13 protein-coding genes are annotated in these 12807 nt (G+C 41.2%); 6 read left to right on the forward strand and 7 right to left on the reverse strand.

Going from position 1 to position 12807, the window contains the following annotated elements; all coding sequences use genetic code 11:
* Positions 1-2: 2 nt before the first annotated feature.
* From G564_RS0113335 to G564_RS0113345, 3 genes are all read right to left on the reverse strand, one after another.
* Positions 3-491, reverse strand: coding sequence for a GbsR/MarR family transcriptional regulator (locus tag G564_RS0113335; protein ID WP_029038091.1), 489 nt, complete (start codon positions 489-491; stop codon positions 3-5).
* A 194-nt stretch (positions 492-685) separates the two neighbouring features.
* The gene (locus G564_RS0113340) at positions 686-1513 is read right to left on the reverse strand and encodes a phospholipase A (protein WP_029038092.1); all 828 of its coding nucleotides are present in this window, start codon (positions 1511-1513) and stop codon (positions 686-688) included.
* A 186-nt stretch (positions 1514-1699) separates the two neighbouring features.
* Positions 1700-2773 carry an isoaspartyl peptidase/L-asparaginase family protein gene (locus tag G564_RS0113345; RefSeq protein WP_029038093.1) on the reverse strand — a complete coding sequence of 358 codons (1074 nt, stop codon included), beginning with the start codon at positions 2771-2773 and terminating at the stop codon, positions 1700-1702.
* Between the two features lie 120 nt (positions 2774-2893).
* On the opposite strand from G564_RS0113345, the gene G564_RS0113350 reads away from it, so the two are divergent.
* The 4 genes from G564_RS0113350 to G564_RS0113365 all read left to right on the forward strand — a co-directional run bounded on the left by G564_RS0113350 (position 2894) and on the right by G564_RS0113365 (position 6301).
* On the forward strand, positions 2894-3415 hold the full coding sequence (locus tag G564_RS0113350; RefSeq protein ID WP_029038094.1) for a 3-hydroxyanthranilate 3,4-dioxygenase: 522 nt from the start codon (positions 2894-2896) through the stop codon (positions 3413-3415).
* 73 nt (positions 3416-3488) lie between these two features.
* Complete coding sequence (gene amaB, locus G564_RS0113355; RefSeq protein ID WP_029038095.1) at positions 3489-5048, forward strand: L-piperidine-6-carboxylate dehydrogenase; 1560 nt, start codon at positions 3489-3491, stop codon at positions 5046-5048.
* Positions 5049-5249: 201 nt separating this feature from the next.
* Positions 5250-5843 carry a hypothetical protein gene (locus G564_RS0113360; RefSeq protein WP_029038096.1) on the forward strand — a complete coding sequence of 198 codons (594 nt, stop codon included), beginning with the start codon at positions 5250-5252 and terminating at the stop codon, positions 5841-5843.
* An 80-nt stretch (positions 5844-5923) separates the two neighbouring features.
* A complete protein-coding gene (locus tag G564_RS0113365; protein WP_156879244.1) occupies positions 5924-6301 on the forward strand; it encodes a hypothetical protein in 378 nt (125 codons plus the stop codon).
* A gap of 12 nt (positions 6302-6313) precedes the next feature.
* On the opposite strand, the gene G564_RS0113370 is transcribed toward G564_RS0113365, so the two are convergent.
* Complete coding sequence (locus G564_RS0113370; protein WP_029038098.1) at positions 6314-7261, reverse strand: EamA family transporter; 948 nt, start codon at positions 7259-7261, stop codon at positions 6314-6316.
* Between the two features lie 115 nt (positions 7262-7376).
* On the opposite strand from G564_RS0113370, the gene G564_RS0113375 reads away from it, so the two are divergent.
* A complete protein-coding gene (locus G564_RS0113375; RefSeq protein ID WP_245583694.1) occupies positions 7377-8549 on the forward strand; it encodes a CapA family protein in 1173 nt (390 codons plus the stop codon).
* 166 nt (positions 8550-8715) lie between these two features.
* The gene (locus G564_RS0113385; RefSeq protein WP_029038100.1) at positions 8716-9792 is read left to right on the forward strand and encodes a linear amide C-N hydrolase; all 1077 of its coding nucleotides are present in this window, start codon (positions 8716-8718) and stop codon (positions 9790-9792) included.
* A gap of 33 nt (positions 9793-9825) precedes the next feature.
* On the opposite strand, the gene G564_RS0113390 is transcribed toward G564_RS0113385, so the two are convergent.
* From G564_RS0113390 to G564_RS0113400, 3 genes are all read right to left on the reverse strand, one after another.
* Positions 9826-10830 (reverse strand): acyl-ACP desaturase, encoded by a 1005-nt coding sequence (locus G564_RS0113390; protein ID WP_029038101.1) that lies wholly within the window; start codon positions 10828-10830, stop codon positions 9826-9828.
* Positions 10831-10934: 104 nt separating this feature from the next.
* Complete coding sequence (locus G564_RS0113395; RefSeq protein ID WP_029038102.1) at positions 10935-11663, reverse strand: metallophosphoesterase family protein; 729 nt, start codon at positions 11661-11663, stop codon at positions 10935-10937.
* 1 nt (position 11664) lies between these two features.
* Positions 11665-12801: an ATP-binding protein gene (locus tag G564_RS0113400; protein WP_029038103.1), complete on the reverse strand. Its 1137-nt coding sequence runs from the start codon at positions 12799-12801 to the stop codon at positions 11665-11667.
* Between the last annotated feature and the right edge of the window lie 6 nt (positions 12802-12807).

Genomic DNA, 12807 nt, shown 5'->3' on the forward strand with positions numbered 1-12807 from the left:
AATTAGTTGTTTCTTGAATTAAGTTTAGCTTTAAATTTCTTTACTGCAGTAGAAGTCTCTTCCAGGAACGTCAAAAAATCATCCTGAAATTCAATATCAAATTGAAATTCTCCTGTTTTTTCAGCTTGTATGTTGTGCTGCTGCTTGTATTTTTTGATCTTTAGATGTAATTTTTTTTCATTCTCCCATTTGTTGATCATTTCATCAATCACATTTACGATGAAATCCGGGTCGATTATAAAATATCTTTTGCGATCTCCGGATTTAGTGAAATACCTAACCCGATTGGTGTTCTGTAGATGATCGAGATGCGTGGAGATAGTACTTTTTCCCGCCTGTAGTTCCTTCACCAGTTCATCAAATGTCACACCTTTTTTTCCTGACAAAATTAATGTGGATAGAATACGCGCCGCTAACGGAGCGAGGTTATCTCCCTCCATATGCACACCAAGTTCTTCTATAAGGTCTTTTCGCTGATGTTCCAAATTCATTTTCCTGCTCCTAAAATTTAAAGGCAGCAAAAGTAAATATTAGTTCTGAAAAAACCGAACCAGAGGAACCTAAATAATTTTTAGCTCAACTTTATTGGGTCCAGGATTTGCCAAAGTTATCCACCATTGAAGTAGGATTTTAATGTTTAAAGAAAGTAAGTGTGGATAGACTTTGGTAAATCTCTTTTAGAATTCTAAAGAAAATTTAGATCATCAGATCTAAATATGAAGCCCAGTCGCAGCATATTCCTTTGATCCTCAAAAGTGATAAGGCTTTCTCCATATCCGTAATACCATTCCAGCATCAGATTTATTCGTTTTATATCGAACGGGCTGTAGAGGATTCTGGTTCTAATGGATCCTTTCCAGTCCCAGTTGAGACCTTTTTGCAGCCTTGTCTCAAAGAACCAGCGGTCGGGTTTGATGACATAAGAGAACATAACCTCTCCAATTCCGCGGTATTCGAGGAGCTGCGGATTATCATCTTTATACAGGAAGGGGTACCACACTTCGGCACTTAAATTATATCTGTCTGCCAGGTCGGCATGGAATGCAAGGGAGAGTTTGTTCCAGCTGCGGGAGAAAATGCTGTCGCGTCCATTTGATTCGTGTTCGTATTTCAAAAAGGCCATTCCCAACAACCTATCCTGCTTGTGAAAGATTGGGATTCCCATGCTAAGACCGGGCTTAAAATCTATTTCCTCAAAAGGTTTTGAACTTGCATAAAGATTCCAAAAAGCTTTTTGGGTGTAGGTTAGGAATAAATAAGAATTGAGCGGGAGTTGATTTCGGCTAAGCAGAAGTTTAAAACTAATCTGGTATTTCGCATCTGCCGTTTGTTGATTTATCTCTCTTTTTAGTGGAACTCCGGAAATAAAGTAGTTATGTTCATACATAGAGAACAGAGGCATGTCATTTATGGTATCACTTACCTGTTCCCGGGTGAGAGTTTGAGACTGAAGCCCGTGGCTTGCCGATAGATAAATCAACAGAAGAAAGAAAGTAAATTTCTTAAAAGCCATAGAATATCTTCAAAAGTTATGCTGTCACGAAATTAGAGGTACGAGCCTTTTACAGAGAATTTTAACCACTAATTTTCTGTTAACTTTTAAATGGAAGAAAGCTTATATCTAAAGTGCTAACAAAGAAGGCTGCAAAAATGAGAGGATTCCCCTCACTTAAGCAGCCCATAAATTTATTTGAGATAATTACTCCCCGTAGATTCCTATCTCCAGTTCTCCGTCTTTATTCATCTTTGCTCTGTACATCCCTGCGGTATTGAATTCCATGGCAACATTTCCCTGGTGGTCAATGGCTATAATACCACCGTTTCCTCCCAATTCCACGTTTTTCTTCTGGATCACCTCTTCGGCAGCTTCCTGCAGAGACAGACCTTTGTACTCCATAAGTGCAGAAATATCATAGGCAACTACCCCTCGAATGAAGAACTCTCCCCATCCAGTACCCGATATGGCAGCGGTTTTGTTGTTGGCGTAAGTTCCTGCACCAATGACAGGAACATCTCCCACCCGGCCCCATCTTTTGTTGGTCATTCCCCCGGTAGAAGTTCCCGCAGCGAGATTACCGTGCTTATCGAGAGCAGCGGCGCCTACGGTCCCATACTTGGAGTCCCTTATATAAGGATCCAAAAATGCTGTTTTTTGATCATGATCCAGCTGAGTTTTTTCTGAATCTTTTACTCGCTGAAGACCGCGAAAGCGGTTTTCGGTATGAAAATAAGAGGGATCCACCAGTTCCATTTCCTGCTCTTCAGCAAAAGTTTCGGCTCCCTTTCCTATCATCATCACATGTTCTGACTTGTTCATAACTGCAATGGCAAGATCGATAGGATTTTTTACGGTGGTAACTCCCGCAACCGCTCCGGCATTAAGTGTTTTTCCGTCCATAACTGCAGCATCGAGTTCGTTAGTTTCTGCATTTGTGAAAACAGCACCTTTACCCGCGTTGAATAGCGGAGAATCTTCCATGATGTTAATTGCCTGCTCAATAGCTTCAATGGAAGTTCCCCCTCGTTCCAGTACTGCATGCCCAGCTCTTACCGCTTCCTCCAGCTTAGCTTTGTATTCCTTCTCCAGAGAGTCGGACATGTTTTCCTTCAAGATCGTTCCGGCGCCGCCATGAATTACAATTCCGAAATTTTGAATGGTGTCTTTTTCTTCTGAAGCTGTTTCGGAAGCTTCAGGATTACCGGTTCTTTCTTCAGCAGAATTATTACAGGCTATGGTCCCAAAAAGGGCAAAAACAAGGAGTATTTTTTTCATGATCATTAATTTAATTCGGCAGGGAAGTTAATAAAAAAGAAGCTGTGAGCGATTGAAAGCTTCAGAAGTAAAGGTCTTCAGGAAAAGATTCCTTAATTTTAAGCTTCTAAAACATCTGTAATGTCAATAGCCAAACCTTTTAATTTAAATAGATGGGTAGCTCAAAACCGTGATCTTTTAAAACCACCTGTCAGCAATAAAAGTATCTATCCCGAAGCCAGTGATTATATTGTAATGGTTGTAGGCGGACCCAATTCCCGCAAAGATTATCACTACAATGAGACCGAAGAATTATTCTATCAGCTGGAAGGCCATATTAAAGTTCATGTCCAGGAAGAGGGAAAGAAAAAAACTTTTGAACTGGGGCCGGGAGACATGTACCTCCACCCGGCAAAAATTCCGCATTCTCCCGAAAGGACAGAGGGTTCTGTAGGGATCGTGGTGGAGCGTAAAAGAGTCGATTTGGATGCCAAGGACGGATTACTGTGGTTTTGTGAAAACTGCAATAATAAATTATACGAGGTGTATTTTCCGCTTAATGATATAGAAAAAGACTTTCAGAAGTATTTTGATAAGTTTTATGACAGTAAGGAATTGCGAACCTGCAATAACTGCGGGACAGTAATGGAAAAACCGGAGTAGTGAGTCAATGGCTTTTCCTCTTTAATTTTATTCGCAAACATCCAAACAAATTCATAATAAAACAACGACAAGAATGAGCGCAATTGCTGAAAAATTCGGAATAAATCAAGCTTTAAAGGATCTGGGCCTGAATGTAGACCAGGTTAATAACGGAACCTCAACCGGGAAGGAATGGTTTTCTTCGGGAGAGGTGATTGAATCCTATTCTCCGGTTGATGGAGCATTGATTGGTAAGGTTAAATCTACGACAGTAGAAGACTATAACCGCACAATAGAAACTGCCCAGGAGGCTTTTAAAACCTGGAGGACCATGCCTTCACCGCAAAGAGGGGAGATAGTGCGGAAATTTAACGACGAATTACGCAGGCTTAAAGAACCATTAGGCAGGTTGGTTTCCTATGAAATGGGAAAATCCTATCAGGAAGGTCTTGGAGAGGTACAGGAGATGATCGATATCTGTGATTTCGCTGTTGGACTAAGTCGGCAGCTGCACGGTCTCACCATGCACTCAGAAAGACCGGGACACAGAATGTACGAGCAGTACCATCCGCTTGGAGTAGTGGGAGTGATCTCAGCTTTTAATTTTCCTGTAGCCGTTTGGTCCTGGAACACTGCCCTTGCTTGGGTATGTGGTGATGTATGTGTGTGGAAAGGGTCTGAAAAGACTCCTCTTACTTCTGTTGCCTGTCAAAATATCGCAGCTCGTGTTTTCAACGAAAATAATTTACCTGAAGGTATTTCCTGTTTGATTACCGGGGATTACCGCGTAGGAGAAATGCTGACAAAAGATGATAGAGTGCCATTGATCTCTGCTACCGGTTCCATAAGAATGGGTAAAATAGTAGCACAGGCAGTTGCGGCACGATTAGGGAAATCTCTTCTGGAACTTGGGGGAAATAATGCCATTATTGTTACGCCGGACGCCAATGTAAAAAATACAGTAATTGGTGCTGTTTTTGGAGCTGTGGGCACCTGCGGTCAACGCTGTACTTCCACCCGAAGGTTAATTGTACACGAAGATGTTTATGACAAGGTGAAAAATGCTGTTGTCGATGCTTATAAGCAATTGAGAATTGGAAATCCACTGGACGAGAATAACCATGTAGGGCCGCTTATTGATAAGGATGCTGTGAAGAATTATCAGGCTGCACTGGATAAAGTTGTGGAAGAAGGAGGAAAGATCATTGTAGAAGGCGGAGTGCTGGAAGGTGAAGGCTACGAAAGCGGCTGTTATGTAAAACCGGCTATAGCCGAAGCAGAAAATCATTACGAGATCGTACAGCACGAAACCTTTGCTCCCGTACTTTATCTTATGAAGTACAGCGGAGATCTTGAAAATGCAATTGCCCTTCAAAATGGAGTTAAACAAGGACTTTCTTCGGCCATTATGACCAATAATTTAAGAGAGGCGGAAAGATTCCTATCTGTGGAAGGATCTGACTGCGGAATAGCTAACGTGAATATTGGAACTTCCGGAGCAGAAATCGGTGGAGCCTTTGGAGGTGAAAAAGAAACCGGTGGTGGTAGAGAATCAGGTTCCGATGCCTGGAAGATCTACATGCGTCGTCAAACAAACACGATAAATTATACCACAGAGCTACCATTGGCACAGGGTATTAAATTTGACCTGTAAGGCATACACATATTGAGTAATCTTTGTAGATCCGTGTCCCAAGCACGGATCTGCTTTTTTTTAAATATTACATCTTTTACCTTCAACTTCTTTTAACGTGTAACTTATTCATTTACAGTTTTTTAATTCAAGTATCTGAAATTTAGTATATCTTTATAGTACTTTCAGATCGGCTGGAGGGCTAATTTAATTTTTGGCCATATGAAGAAGATGATCACTTTAACTGCATTATTTGCGCTTTTACTTTCCTGTAATGACAAAGCAGCGGAGCGAAATGAAAAACCTGTTGCAAATAATCAATCCAATTATGAAGTCGCTTCGGAAAGATATTCAGACTTGAACGAGGAGGCTTTAGCAAAAATGGCTGCATTAGATTTCAACGCCTGGGGAGAAGTGCTGTCTGATGATGTGCAGTATTTTTTTCCTGACGGAGACGCTGATACCCGCACCGTCTTAAAAGGGAAAGAGGAAGTAATTAATTGGTGGAACGACTGGAAGCAGAATTCCGGAATAGAGACAATGACCTTTTCCAATACTGTTTTCATTCCTGTCAAGGCCAATCAAAAGCTAAATTATTCCGGATTAACAGGAGTAATCGTGCTGGCATATGTTTCCAATGAAATGGTTTATAACGGGCAGCCGGTTAATGTTCGAATGAATATTGCCACACATTTTAATAACGACAGCCTTATAGACAGGATCTATACCTACTATGATAGAACTCCCATTCTAAACACGGTCAATGCAAATCTTCTGGAGATCGTCGCACCGGGAAACAAACAGGAAAGTAATTGATTGAAAAAGGCCTTAAGGATCCGTTTTTAGAAAAAGGCGGAATTTACTATCTTAGAAAAGAGCCATCTAAATCAATCGCTATGAAAAAATTATTTTATATTCTTTTTATTCCTTTCCTCTTGTTTGCGTGTGTTCCCGAAGATCATGTGCTTGAGATAGAGATTGTCAATAACACAACCGAACCTGTTAATGAACTGCTGGTGACTACAGCGGGAGAGAAATCAAGCTTCGAGGCAGACGTTCTGCCTCCGGGTCAAAAAATTAACCATACCCTTCGCGTCCCCGGAAATGCTGCCGACGGGAAATATACTTTCAGATTTTCCAGGAGCAATGGAGAACAATCGTCAACCACTGGAAACTATTTGGAAGAAGAAGATGGTGCCCTGAAAAAAACACTTGTTTTTAATATTCGGGATCAGGATGTGAACGTGGAGCAGAAAACTCTGGAAGTAGAATAGGTGAGTTGAAATCTATTTATTCTCTTTAAAAAATTCTGCCGCCCTGCCGGTGAATCGTAATAAAATCACCAGCTTCTTTTTTGTGTTGATAAAATAAACCCCGGTGAGAAGGACCGCAGCTGCGATGGCTGACTGGGTACTAATCTGTTCATTGAGAAAGTACCAGCCCAGCAGCATTGCAATCACGGGATTAACATAAGTGGAAGTGGCAACTTTTTCAGGAGAAACTACTTTCAGGAGATAATTAAATGCTGTAAAAGCTACAATACTTCCAAAGATGATAAGAAGTAACATCGAGTACTGTACAGGAGTACTCCAGTTTGTGGGGGTACTCCATGGTTCATTGAATAAGAAGCTGGAAATTCCCAGAATTATACCTGCAGTAAACATCTGGTAACCTGTATTTACAAAATGATTAGTGGGCAAATTTGCCTTACCCACAAAAAGACTTCCGTAGGACCAGCTAAGGAGACAGGCGAAGATCATGAGTATTCCGGTAATAGAATTTTCTGAAGAGGTCACTTCTTTCTGGCTCACCAGGAGATAAATCCCAATTAGACCTAAAGCCACTCCTACCATGGACATGGGCAGGATCTTTTTTCCTTCAAAAATGCGCATGAATAGCAGTACCACCAGGGGTTGTGCAGAAATCACCAGCGCAGCAAACCCACTGTCAACAAACCTCAGTGCCCACACCACCACTCCGTTACCGAAGGCAAGAAAGAGAAATCCGGCGATGACAGTATTAAAAAATTGTGTCCGGGTAATCTTGAGACTTTTTCCCATAATCCTGCTAATTCCGAAGATCAAAAGCCCTGCAGTGGCAAACCTTATAGATGCCAGCATAAAAGGCGGGAGTTCAGTCACGGCAACTTTGTTCAGCAAATAAGTAGAACCCCAGATCACATATATGGAAAAAAAGGCCAGGAGGATAAAAAGCGGATTCTTTGTGGAACTCATGCTGAAATTTTGCTGTGCAAACTTAGTGATAAATCGGCTGCTACTGCCCTGCAGTTAAGCTCATGATGCTTAAAATTTTGTAAATTATGGGGCCAAATAAAAAAACGTGCGACTAATGCTGAAAATGATCCTTTTTTACTTTGGAATTGTTTCCGGCATGTATTGCACGGCTCAAACTTCTATGGAAAAGGAAACTTTAAAGCTCTTTTTAGCGGGAGATGTTATGACCGGACGTGGGATTGATCAGGCTTTGCGATATTCTGTAGAGCCTGTACTTTATGAATCCTATGTAAAAGATGCCCGTGATTATCTTTTTCTGGCAGAACGAAAGAACGGGGATCTCAATGTTCCCGTGAGTTACCGGTACATTTGGGGAGATGCATTAAAGATCTGGAGAGAAAGGGACCCTCACCTTAAGCTTATCAATCTGGAAACAAGCATCACTACAAACGATGAGCCATGGCCCCAAAAAGGTATTCACTACAGAATGCACCCGAAAAATACAGAATTGTTAAGTGTAGCCGATATTAACCACTGCAGTCTGGCCAATAACCATGTGCTGGATTGGGGTAGAAAGGGTCTTGCTGAAACAATGAAAACACTTGAAGACTCAAAAATTGCATTTTCAGGAGTGGGTAAAAATGCGAGGGAAGCAGCTGAACCTTCAGTTTTTAAAATTAAAGATAAAAGGATCCTCATCTATTCCTACGGCTCCCCAGGCAGTGGAATACCTCAAAACTGGGCTGCCAAAAAGGAAAGATCCGGGGTCAATTTTTTACCTGCCTTCGATGAGGAGCAGGTGAAGGAGATAGAGGTTGACATAGCCCGAAATAAGGAAGAGGGCGATATAGTCATTTTTTCTATCCACTGGGGACCAAACTGGGGTTTTAATGTTCCTTCATCTCACCGGGATTTTGCGCATGCATTAATTGACCAGGCAGGAGTGGATCTTATCTTTGGCCATTCCTCTCATCATCCTATGGGAATGGAGGTCTATAATAACAAGCTGATCATTTATGGGGCCGGAGATTTTATCAATGACTATGAAGGTATAAGTGGACATGAAAAGTACAGGGGAGAACTTTCCCTGATGTATTTTCCCGAACTTGATCTTGCCAGCGGAGATTTACTGAAGCTGGAGATGGTTCCAATGGAGATAAAAAGGCTGAGCCTTCACAAGGCCATAAGAAAGGATGCTGCCTGGCTACAGGAGGTATTGGATAGGGAGAGCAAAAAATTTGGTCTGGAGATAGGTCTCAAAAATGGCATTTTAGAAGCCGAATTCTAGAAGAAAGAAGTCGTTAGATTTTAGCGTATTCCAGAATTGATTACTGCTTGTTCTTCTTTTTTCTCTGATGCTAATTTTATTTGATTTTCATAGTTTTTCATTCTGTTATGAAGTAAATTTATAGAAGGCTAAATGCCTTGTTTTCTTCACTCTAAAAGAATGGCAAATGAAAGAAATCAGACTTCTTTGTGTTCTCACCTTCTTCTCGTTTTTTCTTGTAAATTCGGAGGTTAATGCCTGTACTACTTTTTGTCTGCAGGACGGAGAACAGCTGGTATTCGGGAGAAATTTTGATTTCCCGGTGGGTTATGGCCACGTTCTCATCAATAAGAGAAATATGCGGAAATCGGCCATGGTTCGCCCTCCCGAAAAGCCTTTTGAATGGACTTCCATCTACGGGAGTATAAGCTTTAACCAGAATGGCCGGGAATTCCCCTATGGTGGCATTAATGAACGGGGGCTTGTAATAGAACAAATGGCTTTAAACAGTTCTGTATATCCGGAAATTGATGATCGCTTTGGGTTGACTGAACTGCAGTGGATTCAATACCAGCTGGACAATTCGGCCAGCGTGCAGGAAGTTATAGCATCTAGAGGCCACCTTCGCATCTCTCCCCAATCTGTAGCCGGACTCCATTTTTTGGTGGCAGATAGAGCCGGAAATGTAGCCACAATAGAATTTATTGGAGGTGAAATGGTTGTGCACAGTGGGGAATCCCTTCCCGTTACAGCTCTGGCCAATGATACCTATGAAGATAGTATGGGATATCTCGAAAATTTTTCAGGCTTTGGAGGAACCAGAGAAATTCCTGTTTCTACCGCACCTCTGGACAGGTTTGTGAATGTTGCCGCATCTTTAACTGAATATTCCGGTGAGGACCCGGTTAGTTATTCGTTTGATATTCTGGATAGGGTGAATCAGGGGCAGGAGACACACTGGAGCATCGTTTACGATATCACCAATTCTGAAATTCATTACCGAACTGTTCAAAATCCTGAAGTGCGGAAAATATCTGTTTCGGATTTTAATTTTGGCTGTAATTCTCCTGTGCTTTATATAAATATTGATGAGGCTCCCGTAGAAGGAAAATTAAGATTTAATCCTTTTTCTCCTAAGGAAAATGAAGAATTGATTAACAAGGTTTGGAGCCAAGTTGAATTCCTGGCTCCAATACCGGTTGAGGTAAGAAAATATTATGCAGATTATCCTCTTTCAGTGACCTGTGAACAAAAAAAGATCTAGTGATAAACCCCGCAATCTGCGGGGTTTATCTTTTTATAATTTTCCGTTTGGTGCCACCCATGCAAATTGGTGTGGATCCTGTGGCACTTTAATTCTTTCGGCAATTCTGGTCATTCTGTCCGGTAAATTCATAAGATAGTCACGGGCTTTTTCAGCTTTGTCGCTAAGAGAAGTTATCTTGTCAATCTCCCAGTATTCATTTAGCTTTTGAAGGATCTCAATATAATCCTGGGTGGTATAAACCCCCAGTCTTTGAGCAGCATTGGAGAAATTTTCAAATGCCTCTCCGATTCCCTGGCCTGATTCCCTAATGAATTGTGCCGGCATTACGATCTTCTTTTTCATCATATCCTCAAAAGCAAGCATCATTTCACTCGGATCATATTCAAAGATCGTTTTTACAAATTCACGATAGGCTAAGTGGTGACGCATTTCATCACCGGCAATGATGTTGCACATTTTTGCCAGCATCTTATTTCCTTTCTTCCTCGCCAGTTGGCCTACTCTTTTATGTGAAATATTAGTGGCCAGTTCCTGAAAACTTGTGTAAACAAAATTTCGGTAAGGGTCTCTGCCTGTTCCAATGTCAAATCCGTCATTGATGAGGTATTGCGTGGTTTTTTCCACTTCTTTCATGTCAACCCTTCCCGATAAATAAAGATACTTGTTAAGGGTGTCTCCATGACGGTTTTCTTCACCCGTCCAATGGCGGATCCATTTGGCCCATCCGTTCTGCATACCTTTTTGCTGCCCGTGCTGTTCCACTCCTTCCATGTCCATTAACCAGGATTCATATGTTGGCAAAGCTTCTTCGGTGACCATATCGGCAACAAGAACAACCCAAAAATCATATCCCAGTTCCTGGGCCTCTTCCCTGATCTGTGTTACTTCCTCAAAAAAGTTCTCACTCTGTGAATTAGGTAACAAGTCTGTTGGCTGCCAGATTTCTTCTACGGGTATTAGATACTTTTCCACAAATTCATCAATAGACTTTTCTACAGTCTTCATTACTTCTAATCTAATATTCTCTAAGGCCATATTTAAAAAGTTATATATGTTTTTAAATCCAATAACCGCACCAGGATGTGGTGGCGTAATCTACAAAGATAAAAAGTTAAAACAGGGACATGCCAAAAATAATCTTAATTTCTGCCCGATTCTCCCGGATAAAGGCTGTGGACCGGGTCACTTTGGATCACTTCTTTCGACTCTATGTCCATTAAAGAGAGTTTCCCCATAAAAGCAGCACCGGTATCAATATTATAAACATTGGCAAATTTGGTTGGTTCATCCTTACCAATTCGGGTTACGGGAGTATGTCCAATGTATATCTCATTAAATAGTTCAAGTCTTTTAGGATAATGTTGATCTCCGGGTTTAAGAGATGGATCCAGGCTCATCGCCATTTCCCAGAGGGTACGATCCCAGTAAAACGGAGTGGGAGTATATTCCTGCCCGGGCCCCTTTTGATTTGTAAAACCTGCATGTACAAAGAGCCGCTTGTCCTTGTCAATGTAATAATTTACCATCTCCTCAAAGAATTTGATGTGCGCCTGCTTTTCCTTATTGTTGAATTGCCTGTAGGCATCTATACTTGATTGCCCGCCATGTTGCAGCCATTGATCATTAAGTTCACCAGTTTTCAACCAGCGATGGGTAAGATCATCATGATTTCCTCTTAAAAAAATACATGTGTTCTGTTTTGCAAATTCTATGAGATAGGATACCACATTGGCCGAATCACTCCACCCGTCCACGTAATCTCCCAAAAAAATAAAATTATCGTCGGGGGTAATTTCCGCACGTTCCAAAAGCTGTATCAAAGCCTTTAAGCCTCCATGAATATCTCCTATTACGAGAGTCCGTTCCATCTTAATTGTATTTAACCTTTCTCAGGATCCGCAGGCTTTCCTTGTACTGTTGATAGATTTCTGAATCATAATTTTTCAATTCTTCCCTGGCATCTTCAAGTTTTTCCAGAGCTTCATTAAAGCCATTGAAATAACACAAAAGAAAGGTTGCAGGCAAATTATACAGATCCTTTTCTTCGGCCGGGGAAAGACTAAGCTTTTTTTTGAGCTTATTGATCAATGCAATATTGGAATTGTAAATATGGTAAAGGGTTTTCTTTTCAAATTGTGGAGGTTCAAAAAGCATATTTGTCTTTATCTCGTAAGTGGCATTGTCTTTAAAAAAGATCTTTACCTCTTCGAGCGGGTAATATTTGAACCGGTCGTTTAATCCCAGGCGCACGAATTCCAAAATGCTAAAGAGATCATCTGTGATCTCAATGCTCACCTCATCCAGTTCGGAGTAAAAAAGCTTTACCTGCTCATTTATTAGTTCAATATCAACTCTGGAAAAATAGGTATTACCGCCCAGATCCTTTTTCTTTCCACTCCAGCAGACAACGAAATACTCCTTAAAAACCTTGTAAGTAGGGTTCAGGTTTTCATGCTTTCCCATAAAATCAAAAACCCCGTCGAGCGTCATTCCTATGTTGTTCTGCGAATGGGCTTCAATAGATCCAACAATTTCTGAATTGTCACTCTGGGTTCCCCGTGAAAATTCCGAAGCAATACTAATACTGCCTTCCCTGAAGAAAACACTTCCTGCAGGATATTTCCATATCCCCTTGCGCAAAGAGCAGGTTCGGCCTTTATTTGGCCTTATAGTAACCAGGCCCACAACAAGATCGTCGGGTAAATGCGGAAATGGAATATTTTCATAAGCTACCAGCGGCGGATTTTCCAGGTAAGCGTTTACCAGGTTCTGAATCTTGCTGTCATCAAAGAAATCTACACCCTTGATGGCATTATCGGCATCCTCAACTCCAATGACCATAAAGGAATTATTACCGGGATTTGAATTGGATAGTGCGCAAATGTGTTTAAGGAATTTTGCCTTGCCTTCTTTTTCGGCAAGATTGATCTGGCGCTTTTTATCGTAAAAACTATTTTCACTATTGTGAGCGAGCAGGTTTTTAATAAGAAGGCGCTTATTGATCATGTCTTC

The sequence above is a fragment of the Salinimicrobium xinjiangense DSM 19287 genome, assembly GCF_000423585.1.
GTDB classification, from domain to species: Bacteria; Bacteroidota; Bacteroidia; order Flavobacteriales; family Flavobacteriaceae; genus Salinimicrobium; species Salinimicrobium xinjiangense.